The sequence below is a fragment of the Rhizobium sp. 862_C5_N1_2 genome (assembly GCF_051811205.1).
GTDB classification, from domain to species: Bacteria; Pseudomonadota; Alphaproteobacteria; order Rhizobiales; family Rhizobiaceae; genus Rhizobium; species Rhizobium leguminosarum.
Map to the genome: position 1 here is coordinate 4,406,637 of NZ_JBPWPT010000001.1, position 23,651 is coordinate 4,430,287.

General features: G+C 60.7%; 26 protein-coding genes and 1 pseudogene. 10 read left to right on the forward strand and 17 right to left on the reverse strand.

The genetic code is table 11. The annotated features are described in order from the left end of the window. Positions 1 to 260: 260 nt before the first annotated feature. From fdxA to ACD590_RS21735, 3 genes are all read right to left on the reverse strand, one after another. The gene (gene fdxA, locus ACD590_RS21725) at positions 261 to 599 is read right to left on the reverse strand and encodes a ferredoxin FdxA (protein ID WP_026188554.1); all 339 of its coding nucleotides are present in this window, start codon (positions 597 to 599) and stop codon (positions 261 to 263) included. A gap of 194 nt (positions 600 to 793) precedes the next feature. Next, positions 794 to 1,198, reverse strand: a complete 405-nt coding sequence (locus ACD590_RS21730; protein ID WP_012759434.1) for an RNA-binding S4 domain-containing protein — start codon at positions 1,196 to 1,198, stop codon at positions 794 to 796. Between the two features lie 2 nt (positions 1,199 to 1,200). Further along, positions 1,201 to 4,470 (reverse strand): helicase-related protein, encoded by a 3,270-nt coding sequence (locus ACD590_RS21735; protein WP_439003342.1) that lies wholly within the window; start codon positions 4,468 to 4,470, stop codon positions 1,201 to 1,203. An 865-nt stretch (positions 4,471 to 5,335) separates the two neighbouring features. On the opposite strand from ACD590_RS21735, the gene ACD590_RS21740 reads away from it, so the two are divergent. From ACD590_RS21740 to ACD590_RS21750, 3 genes are all read left to right on the forward strand, one after another. Further along, the gene (locus tag ACD590_RS21740) at positions 5,336 to 5,491 is read left to right on the forward strand and encodes a DUF3309 family protein (RefSeq protein WP_007632343.1); all 156 of its coding nucleotides are present in this window, start codon (positions 5,336 to 5,338) and stop codon (positions 5,489 to 5,491) included. 27 nt (positions 5,492 to 5,518) lie between these two features. After that, a complete protein-coding gene (locus tag ACD590_RS21745; RefSeq protein ID WP_018244057.1) occupies positions 5,519 to 5,776 on the forward strand; it encodes a YMGG-like glycine zipper-containing protein in 258 nt (85 codons plus the stop codon). Between the two features lie 192 nt (positions 5,777 to 5,968). Further along, positions 5,969 to 6,127 (forward strand): hypothetical protein, encoded by a 159-nt coding sequence (locus ACD590_RS21750; protein ID WP_439003343.1) that lies wholly within the window; start codon positions 5,969 to 5,971, stop codon positions 6,125 to 6,127. 95 nt (positions 6,128 to 6,222) lie between these two features. Here ACD590_RS21750 and ACD590_RS21755 read toward each other — a convergent pair whose 3' ends face one another. Together ACD590_RS21755 and ACD590_RS21760 are read right to left on the reverse strand one after the other, a co-directional pair. Then, the gene (locus tag ACD590_RS21755) at positions 6,223 to 6,948 is read right to left on the reverse strand and encodes a beta-ketoacyl-ACP reductase (RefSeq protein ID WP_026230971.1); all 726 of its coding nucleotides are present in this window, start codon (positions 6,946 to 6,948) and stop codon (positions 6,223 to 6,225) included. A 71-nt stretch (positions 6,949 to 7,019) separates the two neighbouring features. After that, on the reverse strand, positions 7,020 to 8,201 hold the full coding sequence (locus ACD590_RS21760; protein WP_018244060.1) for an acetyl-CoA C-acetyltransferase: 1,182 nt from the start codon (positions 8,199 to 8,201) through the stop codon (positions 7,020 to 7,022). Between the two features lie 239 nt (positions 8,202 to 8,440). On the opposite strand from ACD590_RS21760, the gene phaR reads away from it, so the two are divergent. Beyond that, positions 8,441 to 9,013: a polyhydroxyalkanoate synthesis repressor PhaR gene (gene phaR / locus ACD590_RS21765; RefSeq protein WP_003543798.1), complete on the forward strand. Its 573-nt coding sequence runs from the start codon at positions 8,441 to 8,443 to the stop codon at positions 9,011 to 9,013. Here phaR and ACD590_RS21770 read toward each other — a convergent pair. From ACD590_RS21770 to mtgA, 5 genes are all read right to left on the reverse strand, one after another. Next, positions 9,008 to 9,415: a hypothetical protein gene (locus ACD590_RS21770; RefSeq protein WP_003543801.1), complete on the reverse strand. Its 408-nt coding sequence runs from the start codon at positions 9,413 to 9,415 to the stop codon at positions 9,008 to 9,010. The two genes, phaR and ACD590_RS21770, sit on opposite strands and share 6 nt — an antisense overlap. Positions 9,416 to 9,665: 250 nt before the next feature. Continuing rightward, entirely contained in the window at positions 9,666 to 9,851 is a 186-nt protein-coding gene (gene rpmF / locus ACD590_RS21775; protein ID WP_003543812.1) for a 50S ribosomal protein L32, read from the reverse strand. A 155-nt stretch (positions 9,852 to 10,006) separates the two neighbouring features. Further along, a complete protein-coding gene (locus ACD590_RS21780) occupies positions 10,007 to 10,654 on the reverse strand; it encodes a glutathione S-transferase family protein (RefSeq protein WP_018244061.1) in 648 nt (215 codons plus the stop codon). A gap of 13 nt (positions 10,655 to 10,667) precedes the next feature. Beyond that, positions 10,668 to 11,390, reverse strand: coding sequence for a DUF1868 domain-containing protein (locus ACD590_RS21785; protein ID WP_018244062.1), 723 nt, complete (start codon positions 11,388 to 11,390; stop codon positions 10,668 to 10,670). 146 nt (positions 11,391 to 11,536) lie between these two features. Next, positions 11,537 to 12,274, reverse strand: a complete 738-nt coding sequence (gene mtgA, locus ACD590_RS21790) for a monofunctional biosynthetic peptidoglycan transglycosylase (protein ID WP_018244063.1) — start codon at positions 12,272 to 12,274, stop codon at positions 11,537 to 11,539. Between the two features lie 136 nt (positions 12,275 to 12,410). Between mtgA and ACD590_RS21795 the strand changes: the two genes are divergently transcribed. Further along, a complete protein-coding gene (locus ACD590_RS21795; RefSeq protein WP_018244064.1) occupies positions 12,411 to 13,325 on the forward strand; it encodes a polyprenyl synthetase family protein in 915 nt (304 codons plus the stop codon). Positions 13,326 to 13,391: 66 nt separating this feature from the next. On the opposite strand, the gene ACD590_RS21800 is transcribed toward ACD590_RS21795, so the two are convergent. Beyond that, on the reverse strand, positions 13,392 to 13,826 hold the full coding sequence (locus ACD590_RS21800) for a DoxX family protein (protein ID WP_018244065.1): 435 nt from the start codon (positions 13,824 to 13,826) through the stop codon (positions 13,392 to 13,394). Between the two features lie 67 nt (positions 13,827 to 13,893). After that, entirely contained in the window at positions 13,894 to 14,382 is a 489-nt protein-coding gene (locus ACD590_RS21805) for a cupin domain-containing protein (protein WP_439003344.1), read from the reverse strand. Positions 14,383 to 14,453: 71 nt separating this feature from the next. On the opposite strand from ACD590_RS21805, the gene ACD590_RS21810 reads away from it, so the two are divergent. Then, entirely contained in the window at positions 14,454 to 15,053 is a 600-nt protein-coding gene (locus tag ACD590_RS21810; protein WP_439003345.1) for a TetR/AcrR family transcriptional regulator, read from the forward strand. A gap of 17 nt (positions 15,054 to 15,070) precedes the next feature. Here ACD590_RS21810 and ACD590_RS21815 read toward each other — a convergent pair. From ACD590_RS21815 to ACD590_RS21830, 4 genes and pseudogenes are all read right to left on the reverse strand, one after another. Beyond that, positions 15,071 to 15,775: pseudogene (locus ACD590_RS21815) on the reverse strand (pyridoxal phosphate-dependent aminotransferase); the annotation flags it as partial. Positions 15,776 to 15,823: 48 nt separating this feature from the next. Further along, on the reverse strand, positions 15,824 to 17,074 hold the full coding sequence (gene ispG, locus ACD590_RS21820; RefSeq protein ID WP_018448334.1) for a flavodoxin-dependent (E)-4-hydroxy-3-methylbut-2-enyl-diphosphate synthase: 1,251 nt from the start codon (positions 17,072 to 17,074) through the stop codon (positions 15,824 to 15,826). Positions 17,075 to 17,170: 96 nt separating this feature from the next. After that, a complete protein-coding gene (locus ACD590_RS21825; RefSeq protein ID WP_283185758.1) occupies positions 17,171 to 18,361 on the reverse strand; it encodes an MFS transporter in 1,191 nt (396 codons plus the stop codon). Positions 18,362 to 18,426: 65 nt separating this feature from the next. Next, on the reverse strand, positions 18,427 to 19,203 hold the full coding sequence (locus ACD590_RS21830) for a DeoR/GlpR family DNA-binding transcription regulator (RefSeq protein ID WP_018244070.1): 777 nt from the start codon (positions 19,201 to 19,203) through the stop codon (positions 18,427 to 18,429). Between the two features lie 211 nt (positions 19,204 to 19,414). Here ACD590_RS21830 and ACD590_RS21835 point away from each other — a divergent pair, with 211 nt between their 5' ends. The 4 genes from ACD590_RS21835 (at position 19,415) to ACD590_RS21850 (ending at position 22,860) form a co-directional block, all read left to right on the forward strand. Continuing rightward, entirely contained in the window at positions 19,415 to 20,284 is an 870-nt protein-coding gene (locus tag ACD590_RS21835; RefSeq protein ID WP_026188555.1) for a DMT family transporter, read from the forward strand. Positions 20,285 to 20,434: 150 nt separating this feature from the next. Next, the gene (locus ACD590_RS21840; protein ID WP_439003346.1) at positions 20,435 to 21,208 is read left to right on the forward strand and encodes an amino acid ABC transporter substrate-binding protein; all 774 of its coding nucleotides are present in this window, start codon (positions 20,435 to 20,437) and stop codon (positions 21,206 to 21,208) included. Positions 21,209 to 21,421: 213 nt separating this feature from the next. Then, entirely contained in the window at positions 21,422 to 22,102 is a 681-nt protein-coding gene (locus ACD590_RS21845; RefSeq protein ID WP_018244073.1) for an amino acid ABC transporter permease, read from the forward strand. Next, positions 22,099 to 22,860, forward strand: coding sequence for an amino acid ABC transporter ATP-binding protein (locus ACD590_RS21850; protein ID WP_130718283.1), 762 nt, complete (start codon positions 22,099 to 22,101; stop codon positions 22,858 to 22,860). Before ACD590_RS21845 ends, ACD590_RS21850 begins: the two co-directional genes overlap by 4 nt. Positions 22,861 to 23,017: 157 nt before the next feature. Here the strand turns inward: ACD590_RS21850 and ACD590_RS21855 are convergent, their stop codons facing one another. Then, entirely contained in the window at positions 23,018 to 23,590 is a 573-nt protein-coding gene (locus ACD590_RS21855) for an NADPH-dependent FMN reductase (protein WP_130653291.1), read from the reverse strand. Positions 23,591 to 23,651 lie beyond the last annotated feature (61 nt).

The window sequence follows — 23,651 nt, forward strand, 5'->3', positions numbered from 1 at the left end:
GATCTTGGGACCCGGCGCTCAAAGCGTTGATATGTCACGGAAACCGCGTACGGATTGGTTTTGCTTTCGTGATGGTTTTGGGCATGCGTCATGCCACAAATGGAACAGTAACAGAAACCTATCATAAAAATATGAGGAAATCAATAATTTGCTTCGCTTGAGTCATGCGGGCAACACATGTCACCCATATGCCTCACGCAGCTTTTACAACGTTTCGGCCCGCGGTCGCCCGAATCCGGCGACCGAATGTGGACACTGTTTCAATCGCCGGAACCAGGCTTCTCGGAAAAATATTTCTCGAATTTTCCGGACTCGCCATCCATTTCCTTGGCCTCAGGCAACGGCTCCTTCTTGACCGTAATATTCGGCCAGATCGTCGCATATTCGGTGTTGATCTTCAGCCATTTGTCGAGGCCCGGCTCGGTATCGGGCTTGATCGCCTCGGCGGGACATTCCGGTTCGCAGACGCCGCAATCGATGCATTCGTCGGGATGGATGACGAGGAAATTCTCGCCCTCATAGAAGCAGTCGACAGGGCAGACTTCCACGCAATCGGTGTATTTGCACTTGATGCAATTGTCGGTCACGACATAGGTCATGAAGAACTCCAGGATTTCCATGCGGATGGGGCCGGGCAACCTGGAACGTCGCGCCTATCCCCGTGCCGGAGGAAAAGCGTGAGCAGGCTTGGGAGGCAAGCACGCTTCCGGCAGGTTGTCAGTGACGTATCGGCTTTATCGCCGGATTTCAAGGATAAACGATCTGCAAAAGCCGCCGCCGCAGACAGAGTTTTCTAATCCTCGTCCGACATCAGCCTGTCGATTGCACGTCTTTCCTTTTTGGTCGGACGGCCGGTGCCGGTCGCCCGGATTGCCTGCTCGTAAGGCGTGAGACGTTTTGCCTCATCGGGCGGCGGGGATTGGTCGTCGTAAAGCAGGCGCGCCTGCTCGTAGGGCCCCCGCCGCTCGCCGGCAAGGCGCACGACGAGAACGACATCGCGCCGCTCCAGCGTCAGCTCGATACGGTCACCCGGCTTGACCATCTGGCTCGGCTGGCTGCAGCGCTCGCCGTTGATGCGCACATGGCCTGATTGGATATGGCTCTGCGCCACCGAGCGTGACTTCGCCATGCGCGCGAAGAACAGCCACTTGTCGATGCGCTGGCGCGAACCGCTTGTCGGCTGTGTCTCCCCGCTCATGACTACTTCTTCATCTGCTCCTTGAGGGCCGCGAGCTTGGCGAAAGGCGAATCCGGATCGATCGGCTTCTCCTTGCGCGGCGGCTTGGCCTCAAAGCGCAGCGGCTGCGAGCCGCCGCGATTGTTGTTGCGGTCGTTACGATCGTTGCGGTCACCGCGATCCTTGCGATCGCCACGGTCCTGCCGGTCGCCGCGCGGCTGGTCGCCCCGTGGTTGGTTGCTGCGGTCGCCCCTTGCCTGCTGCGGCCGGCCGCCATCGCGACCGCCGCCTTCCTTGCCGCGGTTCTGGCGATTGTTGTCACGGCCGTCGCCGCCGCGATTGGCCTCGCCGCCTTCACCGCCGCCGGGCCGGCGATTGCGGTCGCCGCGTTCCTGGTTCTGACCGCGCTCCTGACCCTGGCCGCCACGGCGATCGCCATGCCCGCCGCGCGCCTGGCGCTGATTGTCGTTGCGGCCGCCGAGACGCCACAGAAGAACCGGCTTCGGTTCCACCGGCTCGCCGGCTTCCCCAGCAGCAGGTGCTGCTTCCCCAGCAGCAGGTGCTGCTTCCTCGGGAGCGGACACCGCTTCCCCAGACGCTTCCACCGGAGCCGATGTCTCGATCGCTTCGACCGGAGCGGGGGTCTGGACCGCTTCGGCTACGGGCGCGTCAGCAACCGCCGGAGCCGTCTCGGTTGCAGACGCTTCGGCAGCAGTCTCTTCCGCCGCTCCGTCGGCATCGTCGTGATCGGCCTTTTCGGCTGTCTCTTCCGCAGGCGTTTCCGCAGTGGCAGCAGGCACTGAGGCCGCATCCTGCGTCGCAAGATGTACTGATGCCTCTTCCGCCTTCACGGCATCGGCGCGATAGCCGAGACCCTTGAGGATTTCTTCCATGTCCTCGAGCGTCGCACCGAGGATCGACAGCATCGCCGTCGTCGTCGTGAAGCGGCGGCCGTCATAGGCGCCCTCCGGACGGTTGTTTTGACCGGGCTTCCATTGCAGCAGCGGTCGGATGATATCGGCAAGCCTTTCCAGAATGTCGATGCGCACGGCACGCTTGCCGAGGAAACGGAAGCCGGCGAGCTTGTAGAACATCCGCTCGAAGCTCGGATCGGTGACGACGGAGGTGCGGCCGGCGGCAAGCACCGGAATGAGATCGCCATAACCCGCCTTGTCGAGACCGTCATTCTTCAGCGCCCAGAGCAGCGTGATGAGCTCGGCAGGCGCCGGCTTCAGAAGTGCCGGAACGAAGATATGATAGGCGCCGAAACGCACGCCGTAACGGCGCATGGAGGCACGGGCCTCCTGGTCCAGCGACTTCACCTCCTCGGTCACGTCGCGACGGAAGAGCACCCCGAGATTCTCGACGAGCTGGAAGGCAAGCCCCTTGGCGAGACCCTGCAGGTCCTCGGCGCGCGACAGATCATCGAGCGGCTTCAGCACCGTGCTGATATGATGATTGACGAAGCGCTCGATGCGGGCGGCGACGTGATCACGGGCATTGCCCGTCAGTTGTTCGTCGGCCAGCAGGATCACGCGCGGACGCATGATGTGATCGCTGCCCGAAAGCCGCGCCACCGGGTCGCCCAGCCAACGGATCAAACCGTCCGAGCCGATCACCAGATCGCTGTTGCCGGCGGCATGCATCCGCGCCGCGCGGGCTTCGAACTCGAGCCCGAGCGCCTTCTGCGACGCAGCCTGAACCGCCTTGGCATCCGGTCCGTCCGTTCCCGCCACCGGCGTGAAACGGAATCCGCTCAACTGCCCTACATGATGTCCTTCAACGAAGACATCGCCATTCACACTGATTTCAGCTTCCAGCATCGCATTCTCTCTCAGGCGCTTCATGAGCACAGATGTCCTGCGATCAACAAAGCGTTTCGTCAACCTTTCATGTAACGCGTCGGACAATCGATCTTCGATTTCCCGCGTCTTTTCCTGCCAGTGTGTCGGATCGGCAAGCCAACCGGGCCGATTCGAAACGTAGGTCCAGGTCCTTATCTGCGCGATTCGCGCCGAAAGCGTGTCAATTTCCCCATCTGTTCGATCGGAGCGATGAACCTGCTCCGCCAGAAACTGCTCGTTCACCGTGCCATAGCGGACGAGATCGGAAAAGAGGGTCGCGATAAGATCGGCATGTTGTGCTGGGGTGATACGCCGATAGTCGGGAAGCGCGCAAGCCTCCCAGAGTTTTTCGACGCGCGCCGGCCTGTCGGCGAGATCGATGACCTCGGGATAGCGCGAAAGCTGTTCCAGCGCCTGCTGGTCGACCGCAGGCAGCGCCCGCGTCAGCCCCGGTACGCGCGGTCCCACCTCAAGGCTGGCGCGCAGCGATGCGATTGAGGAGAAGTCCATCTCCGTCGTCCGCCACTGCAAAACCTTGACGTTGTCGAACTCGTGCCCCTCGATGCGCTGCACCAGCTCATCGTCGAAGGGCGAGACCTGTCCGGTGACGCCGAAGGTCCCGTCCCGCACGTGTCGCCCGGCGCGCCCGGCGACCTGGCCGAGTTCGCCAGGATTGAGATTGCGGAATTGGTAACCGTCGAATTTCCGGTCCTGGGCGAAGGCAACGTGATCGACATCGAGGTTGAGGCCCATGCCGATCGCATCGGTCGCCACCAGATATTCGACGTCGCCTGCCTGATAGAGCGCCACCTGCGCATTGCGGGTGCGCGGGCTGAGCGCGCCAAGCACGACCGCGGCGCCGCCGCGCTGCCGGCGGATGAGCTCGGCGATGGCATAGACCTCGTCGGCGGAGAAGGCGACGATGGCCGAACGCTGCGGCAGCCGGGTGATCTTCTTCTGCCCGGCGTAGAAAAGATGCGAAAGCCGCGGCCGCTCGACGATATTGATGCCGGGCAGCAGCTGCAGCAGAATCGGCCGCATCGTCGCCGCACCGAGCAGCAGCGTTTCCTCTCGGCCGCGAAGATGCAGGATGCGGTCGGTGAAGATATGGCCGCGCTCGAGATCGCCGGCGAGCTGCACCTCGTCGATCGCGACGAAGGCGGCCTTAGTCTCGCGCGGCATCGCTTCGACGGTGCAGACGGAAAAACGCGCATTGGGCGGCGAAATCTTTTCCTCGCCGGTGACCAGCGCCACATTCTGCACGCCGACCTTCTCCACCACCCGCGTATAGACCTCGCGCGCTAGCAGCCGGAGCGGCAGGCCGATCACGCCCGTCCCGTGCGCAACCATGCGCTCGATGGCATAATGGGTCTTGCCGGTATTGGTCGGCCCGAGCACCGCGGTCACACCGCGCCCACTCAGAATCATCGGCTGCGAAGTCAGAGTCATGAGTCCATGCAAATGAGGCGGGTGGCCCCAGGAAAATCTCGGCTCCTCGATGGAAGCCAGTGAACACATGGACAGCTGCCGCCGCAAACGCAAGGGCAGATTTCAAAATGCCTCGGGGATTACGACCTTTGCGAGTCCCGTGGAGCGCCCGAATTGCCGATTCGGAACAGCGTGAGAACGAATCAGCGACGAATCGGTGACTCCAGCTGATTCAGCTTTTGTTCACGGCTAAGTGTTGATTTTGAATCACTTTTTCCCACTAGATGCTGAATCGTGAGACTCTCTCTTGTTCGTATTTTCGCTATCGTGAGTGACCGATTCCCGCCTGATCTTGAACAAGCGAAAATCCGCCCGAAATTAACCTCTCGACCAAAGCCGGAACGAATCGGAGACGAATCGCTGACTCCGTCGTTTTCGCCTTTCGTTCACGGCCACATCTGGTAGCAGCTTCAGGTCCGGGCGCTAGATGCGGATCGGCGGCAGGGGCCTTCGTTCCACCTCATCGCACCGGCATTAATCTTTCGGGAGCCGGATTCAGATCGCGTTAAACTGCGGCAGCCGATACGGGTGCCGAGTGCAGGCGTTGATCAAAGAGGGAACGAATCGCTGACGAATCGGCGACATCACGATTTTCCCGCTTTGTTCACCGCAACATATTGTATTTAAAGGAGTTTTTAACCATAGGGGTGATTTCCCGGGATGGTCGAATTCGACCGATGCTGCCGACCGTTCGTGAAAGCGGCCATGCTCCTCAGAAAACCGCAAACAAGGTTTCGTCACATTTCGAGAGCTTAGCCGGGAACAAAAATCGCCAATAAGTGTTTCTCGTCCATTCGAATTGCAGATGAAATGAAGGGAACACACTATGCTCGGCACGATACTTCTTGTTATCCTTATTCTGCTTCTGATCGGAGCCCTGCCGAATTGGGGTTACAGCCGTGGCTGGGGCTATGGACCTTCTGGCGGTTTGGGGCTAGTTCTCGTCATTATCATTATCCTTGTACTCATGGGCCGCGTCTAAAGGCCTACAAACCTGGGGAGTTACGACATGATGAAGAAGATTGTTCTTATTGGTGCGCTCGTCGGCGCTCTGGCATCCTGCACGGCGACCGAGCAAGGTACGGCGATCGGCGCCGGCACCGGTGCGGTCATTGGCGGTGTCGTCACCAACAGCTGGGGCGGCGCAGCCGTCGGCGCCGTTGCAGGCGGTCTGACCGGTGCTCTGATCGGTCATTCGGTCGAACGCCGCGGCTACTGCGTCTATCGCGACCGCTACGGCCGCCGCTACGAGGCTCGTTGCCGCTAATCGGCAAAGGCATATCGGACTCCCGACGGGCGCTTCGGCGCCCGTTTTCTTTGCCGCTCACACCCGTCAACGAGTCGTTGACACTCGGTTGCGAAAGTCAAATCTACCGCCGCCCGACGGGCAGGCCCATATCTCCTTCACGAGCGCAACGGACAGGCAGAGCCGCCCGGCGCACCGGAAAGGAACGTTTCCATGATCCAGATTTTCCTGAATTCCCTCGTCGCCGCTCTCATCGCATCGGCTTTCCTGACGACCGCGATATCAGCCCTCAGCAGCGGCGACCGCTCGCTCGCCAAAGTCCCAGCCAGAGTTCGGAAACAGCGACATCCAAACACCGACCGCCGGTTTTGATCCAGCAAATGAAATAAGCGATGGCGCGTCTCCCGGCGCGTCATCGCTTTGAATCTGCCGATAATCCGTATTACCGACTCGAGGAATGGAATTGCCTAGGCGAAGTATTGCCCACCATTGGCCGTCAGCGTCGAACCGGTGATGAAGCCGGCATCGTCGGAGACGAGGAAGGTGACGCAGCGCGCGATCTCTTCCGGTTCGCCGAGACGGCCGACGGGGATCTGCGGAATAATGCGTTCATTCAGCACCTTCTCCGGCACGGCAAGCACCATTTCCGTTCCGATGTAACCGGGGCAAATGGCGTTGACGGTGATGTTCTTGTTTGCCCCTTCCTGCGCCAGCGCCTTGGTGAAGCCGAGATCGCCCGCCTTGGCCGCCGAATAATTCACCTGGCCCATCTGGCCCTTCTGCCCGTTGATCGACGATATATTGACGATACGGCCGAAGTTGCGGTCACGCATGCCGGTCCAGACCTGATGCGTCATGTTGAACAGGCCGGTGAGGTTGGTATTGATCACCTCGTGCCACTGCTGCTGCGTCATCTTGTGGAACATCGCGTCGCGGGTGATGCCGGCATTGTTGACGAGGATTTCGACAGGCCCGATCTCGCTTTCGATCCTGGCAATTCCCTCGCCGCAGGCGAGGTAATCCGAAACATCCCATTTGAACACCGGAACGCCGGTGACATCATGGAAGGCTTTGGCCTTCTCGTCGTTGCCCGCATAGCTGGCCGCGACCCTGTATCCGGCGTTTTTCAGTGCCATGGATATTGCCGCGCCGATGCCGCGTGTACCCCCAGTGACCACAGCCACTCTGCTCATGTTCCGCTCCCCTTTTGTTTTTCGCCCCGCCGCGTGGCGGGATCTTCAATCAAACATGGATCGTATGCTATTTAAAGCGCTTCAAAGCACATGGCCACACCCATGCCGCCCCCGATGCAAAGCGTGGCAAGACCTTTCTTCGCACCGCGGCGCTTCATTTCGAACAGCAGCGTGTTGAGAACGCGCGCGCCGGAGGCGCCGATCGGGTGGCCGATCGCGATCGCCCCGCCGTTGACGTTGACGATCGACGGATCCCACCCGAGATCCTTGGTGACGGCGCAGGCTTGCGCCGCGAAGGCCTCGTTGGCTTCAACGAGATCGAGATCGTTCACCGACCAGCCGGCCTTCTCGAGCGCCTTGCGCGAAGCCGGGATCGGTCCGGTGCCCATGATCTGCGGATCAACACCTGCCGTTGCCCAGGAAACGATGCGAGCGAGCGGCTGGATGCCGCGCCGGACTGCCTCCGCTTCACTCATCAGCACCGCCACAGCGGCACCATCGTTGAGGCCGGACGCGTTCGCGGCCGTAACCGTGCCGTCCTTGTCGAAGGCCGGGCGCAATTTCCCCATCGCCTCGAGCGTGGCGCCGTGACGGATATATTCGTCAGCATCGACCGTAACGTCGCCCTTACGTGTCTTGATGACGTAAGGGATGATCTCGTCGACAAAGCGGCCGGCCTTCTGCGCTGCCTCCGCCTTGTTCTGCGAGCTGACGGCGAATTGATCCTGGTCGTCGCGCGAAAGCTGCCACTGGCGCGCAACATTCTCGGCGGTGATGCCCATGTGGTAGCCGTGGAAAGCGTCGGTCAAGCCGTCCTTGATCATCGTGTCGATCATCTTCATGTCGCCCATCTTGACGCCGCCGCGCAGATGCGCGGCATGCGGGGCCATCGACATGGATTCTTGGCCGCCGGCAACGATGATCTTGGCGTCGCCGGTGGCGATCTGCTGCATGCCGAGCGCAACCGCGCGCAGCCCCGAGCCGCAAAGCTGATTGACGCCCCAAGCGGTCGCCTCCTTCGGAATGCCGGCCTTCATCGCCGCCTGGCGGGCCGGGTTCTGGCCCTCGCCGGCGGAGAGCACCTGGCCGAGGATCACCTCGTCCACCTCGCCGGGATCGACGCCGGCGCGCTCGAGCGCGCCCTTGACGACGGCCGCCCCGAGCTCATGCGCGAGAACCGTCGCGAAAGCGCCGTTGAAAGCGCCGACTGCTGTTCGCCCTGCACTGGCGATGACGATGGATGGATTGCTCATGGGGACGCTCCTCGTTTTCGTCTCACTTACATAAGTGGAAACTGGCAAAGCTTGGAGCACAAGTCAAACGCGAAGACCGGCTGCCGTCATTTTTCGGCAGCAGCCCGCGAAAGCCCGATTCATCTGCTCTGTGAAAGGTTTGCCGCATCGCACAAAGAGATTGTCACCGGCCTTCTTTTGCGTTTACAGTCTCAACTGGAGGAATATCCATAAATCAGACGGGGGTTCAGGAGACTGATATGGCGAAGCATGAGGGTCAGATTGTTATCAAGAAATACGCCAATCGCCGCCTATACAACACGGGCACCAGCACTTACGTGACGCTGGAAGACCTGGCGGAGATGGTGAAGAAGGGCGAAGAATTTACCGTACAAGATGCAAAAAGCGGAGATGACATCACCCATTCGGTGCTGACCCAGATCATCTTCGAACAGGAATCAAAGACCGGAAACACACTGCTCCCCATCTCCTTCCTGCGCCAGCTCATCACCTATTACGGCGACCAGATGCAGATGGTCGTGCCGAGCTTTCTCGAACATTCGATGCGCTCCTTCACCGAACAACAAGCCCAGATGCGCGAGCAGGTGACCCGCGCTTTCGGCGAAACGCCGCTCGGCAAGAACCTGCAGTTGCCGATGCAGATGGTCGAGGACCATGTTCGCCGCAACACCGAGCTGTTTCAGCAGGCAATGCAGATGTTCTCGCCCTTCATGACGCCGCCTGCCAAGGAAAGCCGCAAGGCCGAGGCCAAGGATATCGACGAGCTGAAGGAACAGCTCCGCGCCCTTCAGAACAAGCTCGACAACCTATAGTCCGATCGAGACATCCCGCCCGGCGCTTCGGATCGACACGGCAAAACCGCCGATGACATCGATCAGAGCGATCGTCATCAAAATGAAGAATACCTGCGTCGCAGCATCCCGGACGAGCAAAAACTCGACCAGGAAGGCGATGAAGACCAGCATCGACAACATGTGGTTGACGAGATTGCCGGGACCGGTTCTGGTCGCTTTGAGAATTTCGAAGAACAGCACGACAAGTGCGATGACGATGAAAAGATCGCCGAGCGCCATGCTCCAGATCGCGCCCGAGATCATCGACAGCACGATGATATCATGCTGCAGTGCCGGAATGCCGCCATCGCCCATCAGGCCCAGCATCGCCAGATTGTAAAGAATAAACGGGATAATCATCAGGGGCATGGCGGCTATCATCGGCAATCTCCCAGCGCATCATGCTTTCCGAAAATCGGATGCGATTTTCGGAAAGCATGATGCGTAGCTTCAAAGTGCTACAGCGTCCTTTGCGCGTCTGAAAAGACGCGCGGCACAGTAGCGCGCAAGAAGAATACTGCCGCAAACCGTTGTCTGACTGCAAGTCATTGCAAATATTATATTGTCGAAATGCAAAAGGCCGGCATGACGCCGGCCTTGAAACTTCGATCGGACAAGCCGGATCGGGAAATTATGCGCTTTCCTTCGGCGTCAGGACCTGGCGGCCGCGATACATGCCGGTCTTCAGGTCGATATGATGCGGGCGGCGCAGTTCGCCGGAATTCTTGTCTTCGACGTAGGTCGGAGCCTTCAGTGCGTCTGCCGAACGGCGCATACCGCGCTTGGACGGGCTTGTTTTTCTCTTCGGTACAGCCATTTCACTTACTCCACTTGCGGGCAAAACATTCCCACGGCCAGACTGGCGGCCGAAACGGACATGTCGCGATTTCGGAATTTGGCGCGCTTATACATGCAAGGTGTGGCCTTGACCAGTCCCCATACGTATTTTTTGCGAAGCCGATGATTCCAGGCTCAGACTTCGTCTTCCGGCACGATCCAAGGCTCGGCGCGGGCCGCCTCTTCCCATTTCCGCCAGGCCGGATGCGCCTTCATGGTCTCCATATAGGCCAGGATATCGTTTCGGCTGACGAGATCGTAGATGTCGAACCGGTTGACGACAGGCGCAAACATCGCATCCGCCCCGCTGAACGCGCCAAACAGAAATGGTCCGCCGGATTGCTGCAGCAGGTCGCGCCAGATCGTCTCGATGCGGCTGATATCGGCGTCGACACCATCCGGCAGCGCGATCTTGCCCTTCGGCCGGCGGATATTCATCGGGCAGGCGCTACGCAGCGCCCGGAAGCTCGAGAGCATTTCCATCGAAACCGAACGGGCGAGCGCCCGCTCGGCACGATCCCTCGGCAGAAGGCCGGCGTCCGGATAAAGCTCGGCGACATACTCGATGATCGCCAGCGATTCCCAGATCTTCAATGCGCCGTGCTGCAGGATCGGCACCCGCCCGGTCGGCGAAATCGCCTTGATATTGGGATTGCCACCAGGATAGTCGAAGGGGATCAGGACTTCCTCGAAATCGACGCCGGCGCCCGTCAGCGCCATCCAGGGCCGGAACGACCAGGAAGAGTAGTTCTTGTTGGCAATGTACAGCGTCGGTTTATCCATGGGCCTCTCCCGTTCAGGCTTCGAAATCGAAAATCAGCAATTCGTGGAAATGGTTCATATCCTCGAACACGCAGAATGCCGGCGGGGTCAGCTCGAGAACAGGGGCCTTGCGGCGGATATCGTCGGCCACCTCATCGAGCATCGCCTGCCAGCGCGGCAAGGCTTCATCCTCCAGCCGTTCGATCGCATAGGCAAAGGTCATGTGGAACTTGTATTCCTCATGGCTCGGCTGGCGATAGCCCAGAAGATCAGCCAGCGCATTGCGCCAGGCGCGCATGACCCTGCGGTCGTTCTCCGTCGCCCCGTCGACGAGCAGGCCCGATGGGCGAGCGTCGACGATGGCGACCTTGAAGGGATCGAACATCGAGAAACCTTCGAGCCTGGCCGCCATCAGCGCGGTCATGTCTTCGATCGGCGTATCGAGTGGGAGGTCGCCCGGCCAGGAATCCTGCCGGCGCCTGGTCTCGATGACACCTTCGAAAAGCGTCATGTGAATGCTTGATATCGGCGTGAAGAGGAACTGCGGGGCCTCGGGCATCGCCAGATATTTCTCACGCGCCTCGATCAGCGCCGTCTGCGTCTGCGAGCCCTTCTCGAGATGGCAGACGATGGTGTTGCCGGCTTCCGGCAGAAAGCCGCCGACCTTGCGATAGCGGCTGCCGAGATGGACGGGCGGGGTCGGATTATGCCTCTTCGAATAAAGGAGGAGTTCGGGCGAAAACGTCGTGGTGGTCATGGGCGACTCGGGGGCTCTGGTTGGACTGCATTCGCCCATATGGCAGAACCAAGAATGTCAGATGACACTTGCCGCTTCTAGAGCATGATGCCGAAAAGTGTGAGCGGTTTTCGGACGACATCCTGCTCTAACGACAAGTTCTGATGTCAATCATAGATGCACCTGATGTAGTCGCCTGAACCTTGTGCGCGTCTCTCGATGACGCCGGCCAGCCGGCGAAGGCCTCGTCCAGGCTTGCCGGCATTGCGGTCGATCGGGTTCGGCAGCGAGACGGCAAGCAGCGATGCCTGGCGCCGCGTCAGCTTCGAGGCCGGCACCTTGAAATGATGCTGGGCCGCGGCCTCGATGCCGTAGATGCCGGGACCCCATTCAGCAATGTTGAGATAGATTTCCATCAACCGCCGTTTCGACAGGACGAAATCCGTGGTCACCGCGAGCGGAAGTTCCAGCGCTTTGCGCACGAAGGAGCGGCTGTTCCAGAGGAAGAGGTTCTTCGCCGTCTGCATCGGAATGGTACTGCCGCCGCGTGTCGCCTGACCTTTCAGCGTATCCTCGACCAGCATGCGCATTTCCGCCCAGTCGACGCCACCGTGAAAGCAATATTGCCCGTCCTCCGACATCATCACCGACTGCACCACAACCGGGGCGATGTCATCAAGAGACACCCATTGCCTGTCGTAACCACGCAGCAGCACGAGATCGCGCAGCATCAGCGTCGAGACGGGGTGAATGAAGGGCAGCAGATAGAAAAAGATCAGTGCATAGGGAAGGATCAGCAAGATCAGCACGGCAAGAACAATGCGTTTCAACACACGCCGGTCTTCGAACCATCGCCGACGAGCCGGCATGTCGACGCTGTCCTCTCTCTCTGGCGCTATATCCAATGTCCCCAAGTCCGATTTCGCTCCTGTCGTTCTCATAACGCCTGTGCAGAGCTTATGCCAGAGTGCGTGGCGAATCTTGCTGCCGCCATCGACAATTCCGTTGCAAGCCCGTGGGCGCTCATGCCAAACAGCGCCCATGGACGCGAACCGGGACACTTTCGAGACGAGGCTGAAGAACAACGCCCACGAGATCGAGGCGCTGCTCGACCTATTGCTCTCGCCGAGCAGCCTTTCCGATGAAATCGCCAGGCCCGAGACGCTGCGCGATGCCATGCATTATGCCGTGCTGAACGGCGGCAAGCGGCTGCGCCCGTTTCTCGTCGTCGAAAGTGCAGCTCTTCTCGGCGGCGACGCAGAGGCGGCACTTCGCGTCGGCGCCGCCCTTGAATGCGTTCACTGCTATTCCCTCGTGCATGACGACCTGCCGGCCATGGACGATGACGACCTGCGCCGCGGCAAACCGACGGTACACATCAAGTTCGACGAAGCGACGGCAATCCTCGCAGGCGACAGCCTGCTGACCTACGCCTTCGACATCATCGCTGCGCCGGAAACGACCCTTCCCGATACCAGCAAGGCATCGCTGGTGCTGGCCCTTGCCCGCGCAGCCGGTCTCGGCGGCATGGCCGGCGGCCAGGCGCTCGATCTCGCGGCAGAAAAGCAGGCCCCCGACGAAGCCGGCATCATCCGCCTGCAGGCGATGAAAACCGGTGCGCTGATCCGCTTCGCCTGTGAAGCCGGCGCCGTCATCTCGGCAAGCCCGCCGGAAGATCGCCGCCGCCTGCGCGCCTTCGGCGAAAAGATCGGTCTTGCCTTCCAGCTTGCAGACGACATTCTCGACCTGACCTCGGACACCGCGACCATGGGCAAGGCAACCGGCAAGGATGCGGCCCGCGGCAAGGGAACACTTGTAGCTCTTCGCGGCATGGAATGGGCCGAAGCCCAGCTCCGTGAGCATGTCCGCGATGCCGAGGCGCTGCTTGCCCCCTACGGCCCCCGCGCCTCGATCCTCACCGCCGCGGCGCATTTCATCGCCGATCGGAAGAGCTGACATCCCCAGGCCCACCTCCGGCGTTGGGGAGCTTTGACTGTTCCCCGACGCCGATGATCCGATCGTTCAGGCGCCGGCTAAAACAGGCGCCTGAACCGCAGCTGTTCGCCGCCCCAGGATCGCAACGATCATCAGACCGCCGACGACGCTCAGATGCTCGATCGCAAACAGCATCTCGAGAAAGGCGGCTTGGCCGCTCATCGACCAGAAAGCGTGCGCGATCGGGATCGTCAGCACGGTAAAGACGCCGAGAGCGCCCGCCCCGAGCCAGATATGCCGACCTGAGATGACAAGGGCGGAGCCGGCTAGCTGCACGAATATGACGGCAATCGCAGTCGGCGCAGCAGGCGCAAGGCCGTAGTGCTCCATCTCTGCGATCGCGGTCGGGAAGTCGAAGAGCTTCGCAAGCCCGCTCGACCAGAAGACCAGCGTCAGCAGAATGCGGGCAAAGATCCGAAAGCTGCTCGATGCCAGCAGGCGATCGACATGATGCATTCTCATTGTTGATTCCTCGATTGTCGAAAGGATTGGGATCGGCGTCGCAGCGCTTGCTCCCGGGGCCGCGGGCTCACGCCTGCGGCGGCGGCGGAATGTCGATGCCGAAACGGGCGGCCGTCGCGACGATCTTCGGAACGTCGGGCGCGCTCATCGGCGGAAAGGCTGTCGTGCCGGGTGCGACCGGCTCGCCGACCGCCATGAAGAACTCCTCATGCAGATCGCCGGGGAAATTGATCAAAAGCAGCTTCGAGGGCGTCTCGGCAATATTCCGGAAGGAATGCAGCTTGCCCGGAGAGACGTGGACGAAATCGCCGGGGCCGCAATGCTTGGTCTCGTCGCCGACGACGATCTCGTAACGGCCTTCGAGGATGAGAAAGGCTTCCTGATCCGTCTGCGTGTGCGGCGGCGGGCCGGCGTTCGGAGCCGTATAGGCTTCGATGACGGTGAAGCTGCCTTTGGTATCCGCGTAGCGGGCACGAAAGGTGAGGATATTGCCAAGAAAATGGACGGTCATCGGCGCAGCGGCGTCGGACCGGCCGGAAAGGGGAGCGGAATTCATCGACTTGTGCCTTGATTTGATTGTGATACACTAAACTCTTAATGAGACATTAATCTCATAACGAGGCATGAATGGACAGTCAAGAAAAAAGATTCGAGAGGGTCAATCAAAAGCGTCGCACGCGTGTCGAGTTGCTGCGTGCCGCGCGCGAGATCATAGAGAAAGGCGGCCACCCCTCGGTCGCCGAAGTGGCCGATCTCGCTGGCATTTCGCGCGCGACGGCCTACCGATATTTCTCGACGCCGGATGAAATCATCCGCGAGGCGGTCCTCGATGGCGTTGCGGATGTGATCAAGATCCCGCCAGCGCGGAACGACATGGGCGATGCGGAGGTCGGCCATCGGCTCGACGACCTGGTCTCGCAGATCTTCAAGATGGTCATCGACAATGAGGGCGTCTTTCGCGCGCTTCTCGGCAGCTCGGCTGTCGGCCAGGCGCAGGTCCGCCGCGGTGGCCGCCGCATCGCGTGGCTGAAAGAGGCGATGTCACCGCTGCAGGCAACCATGCCGCCGAAGAATTTTCAGCGCCTCGTCCACGCACTGTCGCTGGCGGTTGGCATAGAGGCACTGGTGGTGATGCGTGACATCTGCGAGCTGGAGCCCAAGGAAGCGGAGAAGGTTCTGCGCTGGACCGCAAAGACCTTGCTTGCCGGCGCCATGGCCGAACGCTGAGGAAATCGGTGGGCTGCTCAGGCCGCCAGCATGTCCTTGAGAGCGGAAACCAGGCGCGCACTCCTCGTCCGCGCCGATGCTGATGCGCAGGAAATCCGAAATACGTGGCTTGGCGAAATGCCGGACGAGAATGTTCCGCTCCCGCAAGCCGGCTTGAAGCGCTACACCCGATTGTCTCTCGTGCCTGGCAAAAACGAAATTGGCCTGGGACGGCAGGACCTAGAAGTGCAGCGTTTCGAGTTCGGAGACGAGGCTTTCCCGGCTGGCGATGATTTTCCTCCGGCATGTCTGGAACCACGCCTCATCCTTGATCGCCGCCGTCGCGGCGAGCTGCGCCAGACGATCGAGCGGATAGGAATTGAAACTGTCCTTGACCCGCTCCAGCGCCTCGAACAGCGGCCGCTGCCCCAGCGCGAAGTCGACGCGCAGACCTGCAGGCGAACGGGATTTCGACAGGGTCTGAATGACAAGCAGATTGGGATGCGTGGATATCAGCGGGATGGCGCTTTTACCGCCGAAATCGATATAGGCCTCGTCCATGACGACGACTGCATCCGGATGGGCGGCAAGAAGTGCCTCGATGCCGGCTAGCGGCAGGCCGATCCCGTCGGCGCATTCGGATTGGGGATGATGATTGCGCCGCATGGCCTGTCGTAATCCGCCAGCCGGACCTGGAACCTGCCGTCGACCGGCACCTCGATCGCCCCGACACAGTATAGCAGGCGCTGACGATTGGCGACCAGTACTGGCTCATCCGAACCTATGGGCGCTCATTCCGCCGCCGTCCGCTGACCGAACCGTTTCTCGATATAGTCGACAACCAGCGCCTCGAAGTCGGCGGCGATATTGGGACCGCGCAGCGTTAGCGCCTTCCGCCCGTCGATGAAGACCGGGGCCGCCGGCGTCTCGCCGGTGCCGGGAAGCGAAATGCCGATATCGGCATGTTTGCTTTCGCCCGGCCCGTTGACGATGCAGCCCATGACGGCGACGTTCAGCGCCTCGACGCCAGGATATTTTTCGCGCCAGACCGGCATGTTCTTGCGGATGTCGTTCTGGATGTTCTGGGCAAGCTCCTGGAACACGGTCGACGTCGTGCGTCCGCACCCCGGACAGGCCGCAACCACGGGTATGAACTGGCGGAAGCCCATGACCTGCAGGATTTCCTGCGCCACCTGGACTTCGCGCGTGCGGTCGCCGTTCGGCTCGGGTGTCAGCGACACGCGGATCGTATCGCCGATGCCGTGCTGCAGCACGAAGCCCATCGCCGCCGACGAGGCGACGATGCCCTTGGTGCCCATGCCGGCTTCGGTCAGGCCGAGATGCAGCGCATGATTGGAGCGTTCGGCGAGCATGGAATTGACGGCGATCAGGTCCTGCACCTGGCTGACCTTGGCCGACAGGATGATGCGGTTGCGCGGCAGGCCGATCTCTTCGGCGAGGGCTGCAGAAAGCAGCGCCGATTGCACGATCGCCTCGCGTGTAACCTGCCGGGCCGAAAGCGGCGATCCGGCTTCGGCATTCTGGTCCATCAGCGCCGTCAGCAGATCCTGGTCGAGCGAACCCCAATTCACGCCGATGCGCACCGGCTTGTCATAGCGGATCGCCATCTCGATGATCTCGGCGAACTGCTTGTCCTTCTTGTCCTTGAAGCCGACATTGCCGGGGTTAATGCGGTATTTCGCCAGCGCCGCGGCACAATCAGGATGATCGGCGAGCAGCTTGTGGCCGATATAATGGAAGTCGCCGATCAAGGGCACGTCCATGCCGAGGCGCAGCAGCCGCTCGCGGATCTTCGGCACGGCGGCCGCACTCTCGTCGCGGTCGACGGTGATACGCACCAGCTCCGAGCCTGCCCGGAACAGAGCGGCGACCTGCGCGACGGTCGAATCGATATCGGCCGTATCGGTATTCGTCATGGATTGCACGACAACCGGCGCCCCGCCGCCAACGATGACACCGCCGACATCGACGGCAACGGAAGCGCGGCGCGGTTTCGGATCAAAATCGGCGGCTGAAGACATGAAGAGTTCTTGCACCCCTATAAACAGTGCTTTTCAGGTGGATCAAGGCCGGCTGCTTGTCAACCGCCCCTGATATCACTTTTGTTGGGAGGCGGCTCAGTGACCGCCTCCGGAGGTCCCATCCGCATAGTGGGCCAGCTTGGAGAGCAGGAGAACGACGAGCAGCAGCACCGGCAGCGCCATGAAAACGACGGCAAAGCCTATATGCTCGGCGACGAAGCCGATCAACGATGGCGCAACCAGCATGCCGGAATAACCCATGGTCGTGACCACCGAGATGGCGATGCCGGGCTTGAGACCGGGTATGTTGCCCGCCGCCGAGAAGGCGATCGGCACCATGTTGGAAATGCCGATACCGCAAAAAGCAAAGCCCAGGATCGCAAGCTCGGCATTGGGCGCCAAGCCTGCAAGCAGCATGCCGACAATGGCAAACAGCGTGCAGATGCGCAGCGTCTTGACGCCGCCCAGACGGTCGCGCACCAGGTCGCCGGCAAAGCGCATGATTGCCATGGTCGCCGAAAAGGCTGCGAAACCAAGGCCGGAAAGTGCCACGGATGCATCCATTTCCTGCCGGAGATAGAGCGCGCCCCAGTCCAGAACCGCACCTTCCGGCACCATGCTGAACAGCGCCATCAGTCCGAGCAGCCACGGCAGCGGCACCATCGGCAACTTCGTCTTTTCCTTCTTGGTGTCGGGATGCGGCGGATCCGCAAGGACCATCGGCCAGGCGACGGCAACGAAGATTGCCGCCAGCACCGTCGCCAGTTGCGCATGGCCGAGAATGCCGAGCTTGGAGATCACGATGCCGCCGAGACCGGAACCGATCAGTCCGCCAAGGCTCCAGAAAGCGTGGCAGGACGACATGATGGCGCGGCGCATGGATTTCTCGACCGACACCGCATTGGCATTCATCGCCACGTCCATTGCGCCGATGAAGCCGCCGAACAGGAAGAGCGAGATTGCCCCGGTGAGCACATTTGGCGCGAGCGTCAATGCCAGAAGCAACGGCAACACGCAAAGGGCCAGTACCTGGACGACGACACGCGAGCCGTGTTTGGCGATCTGCGCACCGGCGAGCGGCATCATGACCAGCGAGCCGACGCCGAAGACGAGGATCATCAGCCCAAGCTCGAACTTGGTCAGCGCCAGACGCTCGGCAAAATCGGGGATCTTCGGCGCCCAGCAGCCGACGACAAAACCGTTCATGAGAAAGAGCAGAGAAACCGCCGCCCTGCTTCTGGTAACGAAGCCGCTCCGGGCTCCCGGCTTACTCACATGAGTATCCATTTTCCGATCTTTCCTCATTGCCGGGCTTGCTCGCGCCCGGTTTCCCTAAACTCTGTGATGGGGCCTCAGTTCGTTTTCTCGGCGAGAACAGTCCTGCATCCGCGCTCGCGGTAACGGGCGAGAATGGTCGGATCGGCATCGTGCTCAACGACCAGGCATTCGCAATGCGCAACTGGCAGGATGCTATGAGGGGCAGCAGTGCCGAATTTCTCCGAGGTTGCAGCCACCAACACCCTCTTGCTCCTGGACGTCGCAAACCGCTTGAACTCCGCATCCTCGAAGCCGAACACCGTGATGCCGGCCTCGAGATCGACGCCGCAGGCGCCGAGAATGCAGAGATCTGGCGAAATCTGCTCCATATCCCGCAACGCCTTGGCGCCGAGCGCACCGCCCGTCTGTCGGTCCACCATTCCGCCGATCAGGATGACGTTGACGACCGGCTTGTCGATCAGCGCTGCGGCAATCGCCGGCGCATTCGTCGCAGCCGTCAGTGCAAGTTCGGCCGGCAATGCGTTGGCAATCGCCAGATTGGTGCTGCCAGCGTCGAAGAACACGGTCGAGCCGGCGGCAATCTGCTTTGCCGCAGCGCGCGCCAGCGCTTGTTTCCGGTCTGCGGCAAAGCCGATACGCTGCGTCAGGCTTCCATGCGCCGGCGAGACCGGCAATGCACCGCCATAGACCCGCTCGCAGAGCCCTGCCGCTGCCATCTCGCGTAGGTCCCGACGCACCGTATCCTCGGAGACCCCAAATTCGAGCGCAAGCTCCGTCGCCAGTACGCGGCCATTCAGCCGCAGCCTCTCGGAAATCACGCCTTGGCGCTCTCGCAACAGAAAATCCTGCATGTTCCTACCGAGTTCGTAGCTTACAAATTAAAAACGTGCATAAACGCTTATGATCATGCAGGCAATATGCACGGTTACACGTTTTCTGACGTTTGGAAATAAAGCTCCACTACCGGAAGGAATAAGCCCTATTGACCGGTCCGAGAGGCGGGAATATCGATTGGTCATTCCCGATTCCCGCCGGCATATCCGCCACCTGGTGCGTTCCCCCGTGAAAAACTCCGTCAGCCTGGGCATCCTGCTCACGACCGTCGCCTATATGGCGTTCACCTTCCATGACGCGATCATCAAGATCCTGGCTTCCAGCATTCCCGTCTGGCAGATCCTGTTTTTCCGCAGTCTCACCATCCTCGTCGGTTGTCTTGCCTATGGCCGCGGCAAGCTCGTCCATCAGACGATGACATCGCCGATCATCAAGCCGATGATCGCCCGCAGTATCCTTCTGCTCTGCGCCTGGCTTTCCTATTATTCCGCCGCAAGCCGCCTGCAGCTTGCCGAAGTGACCACGCTTTATTACGCCGCCCCTGTCGTCGGCACCTTACTTGCTTGGCTCATCCTGAAGGAGAAGGTCACGCCGACACGTTGGCTGGCCGTCGGCGTCGGTTTCGTCGGCGTCCTTATCGCCTGCAATCCGATCGGCCTCACCATCTCCTGGCCGGTCTATCTGGCGCTGCAGGCGGCCGTGCTCTGGGCCTCTGCCATGGTGCTGCTGCGCAAGACCTCGCTGCACGAGAAGACCATTATCCAGCTCACCGTTTCCAACGTCTTTTTTCTTGCCATGACCGGCATTGCCGTGATCTGGACATGGCAGACCCCCGATATGACGCAGCTCGCGCTCCTCATTGCCACCGGCGTCGTTGCCGGCTGCGCGCAGTTCGCCCTTTTCGAAGGCATGCGTCAGGCGCCCGTCTCCGTGCTTGCGCCATTCGAATATACATCTCTCGTCTGGGCCTTCCTGTTGGGTTATCTGATCTGGGCCGATATCCCCACGCCCAATGTGGTTGTCGGCGCAGCGATGATCCTCGGCGCCGGATTGATCATCATCGTCAGCGAAAAACTGCGCCGCCGCATCACCGCCTGATGCCTGTTTCTGCAGGATTCTCGGTTCGAGCGGCCGTTTGAGAAAAATATTTGCAGTTGCTGCTTTTATTCGCAGTTTTCTACGCTTCCGGCGCCATGATTTTCTGCCAACTATCCCCATCCGAAACACCTCCCAAGGATGGATGAAACAATGAACTGGTTGAAAACCGCCGCTGCCGCCGCCCTCATTCAGGCTGCAGTCCTCCTGCCTGCCCATGCCGGTGAAAACCTCGCTGCCATCAAATCGGCCGGCGTCTTCAAGATCGGTACCGAAGGCACCTATGCGCCCTTCACCTATCATGACGAAAGCGGCAAGCTCGTCGGCTTCGACGTCGAGATCGGCGAAGCGATCGCCGCCAAGCTCGGCGTCAAAGCCGAGTTCGTCGAAGGCAAGTGGGACGGCCTGATCGCCGGCCTCGACGCCAAGCGCTACGACACCGTCATCAACCAGGTCGGCATCACCGAAACCCGCAAGCAGAAGTATGATTTCTCCGAGCCCTATATCGCCTCCAAGGCGGTGCTGATCGCCCGCGACGGCGACGACAGCATCAAATCCTTCGCCGATCTGAAGGGCAAGAAAGCCGCCCAGTCGCTGACCAGCAACTTCGGCAAGCTCGCAACCGAAGCCGGCGCCGAGCTCGTCGGCACCGACGGTTTCGATCAATCGATCCAGCTCGTATTGACCAAGCGCGCCGACGCCACGATCAACGACAGTCTCTCCTTCCTCGATTTCAAGAAGCACAAGCCGGACGCGCCTGTGAAGATCGTCGCCGAGCAGGAAAATGCCGATTACTCCGGCGTCATCATCCGCAAGAACGAGCCGGAGCTTCTCGCCAAAATCAACAAGGCGCTTGCCGACATCAAGGCCGACGGCACTTATAAGAAGATCGCCGACAAGTATTTCGGCCAGGACGTTTCCAAGTAATTTGAACTGAAGAAAAGTCCCCTCCCCAACCCCTCCCCACAAGGGGGAGGGGCTTAGCCGGCGGACCGCCTCATCTCCAAATAATCGTTTCGGCCTGCCGCTCGGTCGCTATTTCTTGCGAGGCGACACCTAGATAAGTCCCTCCCCCTTGTGGGGAGGGGTTGGGGAGGGGTATTTCGAGTATCACGACCCAACCGACGAGAGAGAACTCCCTTGGCGCACTGGCTCCAACTGATGGCGGAATCACTGCCCTCGCTCCTGTGGGCGGGGCTGATCTTCACCATTCCGCTGACCCTGTTATCCTTCGTCTTCGGCCTGGCCCTCGGGCTCGCCACCGCAATCGCCCGGCTCTTCGGGCCGATGCCGCTTTCGGCCATCGCACGCTTCTACGTCTGGGTCATCCGCGGCACGCCGCTGCTCGTGCAGCTCTTCGTCATCTTCTACGGCCTGCCGAGCCTCGGCATCCTGCTCGATGCCTTTCCAGCCGCCCTCATCGGCTTCACGCTGAATATCGGCGCCTATAGCTCCGAGATCATCCGCGCCGTCATTTCCTCAGTACCGAAGGGCCAGTGGGAAGCCGCCTATTCGATCGGCATGAGCTGGCGCCAGGCGATGAGCCGCACCATCCTGCCGCAGGCAGCCCGCGTCGCCGTGCCGCCTTTGTCGAACACCTTCATCTCGCTGGTCAAGGATACATCGCTTGCCGCCGCCATCACCGTGCCCGAGCTCTTCCAGGCGGCGCAGCGCATCGTCGCCACCACCTATGAGCCGTTGATCCTCTATATTGAGGCGGCGCTGATCTATCTCGTCCTGAGCTCCGTCCTCTCGCAGCTGCAGGTGCGGCTGGAACGCCGCTTCGCGCGTTATGGCGGCATGCTGGAGGCAAACGCATGATAGAGCTTTCCAATATCGAAAAACGCTTCGGCGACGCGGTCATCCTCAAGGATATCAGTATCCGCATCCCCGAAGGCAGCGTCACCGCGCTGGTCGGGCCTTCGGGCGGCGGCAAGAGCACGCTTCTGCGCTGCATCAACCTGCTCGAAATTCCGACCGCCGGCTCCATCCGCCTCGGAGAGGAAAGGCTGGCCTTCGCACCGGGCAAACGAACGAGCTGGCCGGCGATCCAGAAGATCCGCCGCCAGACCGGCATGGTCTTCCAGAATTTCCAGCTCTTCCCGCATCAGACCGCGATCGAGAATGTCATGGAAGGCCTGGTGACGGTATTGAGATGGCCGAGGGAAAGGGCCCGCGAGCGTGCGATGGAATTGCTGACCAAGGTCGGCATGACCCATAAGGCCGATGCCTGGCCTTCGACACTGTCGGGCGGCCAGCAGCAGCGCGTCGCGATCGCCCGCGCACTGGCGCCGTCGCCGCGCGTGCTTCTCTGTGACGAGCCGACATCCGCCCTCGATCCCGAGCTTTCGGCCGAAGTGGTCGATGTGCTGGGCCAACTTGCCAGCGAAGGCACGACGATGGTGATGGCGACCCACGATCTCCGACTCGCCTCGAAGATCGCCAATGACGTGGTTTTCCTGGAAGCCGGGAGCGTCGTCGAAACGGGCAGCGCCAGAGCGATCTTCAGTGCGCCGGAGCGCGAACGCACCAAACGTTTCATTTCGACGATCAACGCCGCCCATACTTACGATATCTGAGCTAGAGCATGATGCCGAAAAGTGTGAGCGGTTTTCGGACGACATCATGCTCTATTTCTTTGATTTAGATCCGGATTCAGATTTTAGGCCAACCTGGCCTAAAATCATCCGGATCTAATGCCGGGATGCGAACATCCCGGCATTGCTGGAACTCCAATCAGGAGGCCGTGACGACCGAGCGCGCCGCCTTCAGCGCATTGCCCCACCAGGTGAGCTGGTCGAGCTGGTTCTTCGCCGCTTCGTTGAGATGCGCGTAGTCGCTGAGGCTCTTGCCTTCCTTGAGGACGCCGAGATATTCGCCAAGCGCGATATGCACGCCCGTTTTCACCGACGCCGCACCCATTTCCACGAAGATCAGGCGAAGATGCTCGACCGCACGTGCGCCGCCGACGCCGCCGTAACCGACGAAACCGACCGGCTTCTGGATGAACTCGCCGAGGTCGATGGCGTTCTTCAGAACCGCCGTCGGAGCGTGATTGTACTCGGCAGCGGTGAAAATGAAGCCGTCGAATTCACGCAGCTTCTTTTTCCAGCGCTCTGCCGTTTCGCTTTCAGCGGTCGTCGCACGCTGCTCACCGAAAAAATGCATGGGATAGTCGAGCAGGTCGAGAACCTCGACCTCGATGTCCTGGCGCTCGGCGGCGATAGCGGCAATCCACTTGGCCGGATGCTCGGCAAAACGGCCAATACGCGTGCTGCCGACGATGACGGCAATCTTCAATTTGCTCATGGAGATGATTTCCTGATGGGTCTTGGGGGCAGGTGGTAAGCGTGCAAGTCTATGAGAAAGC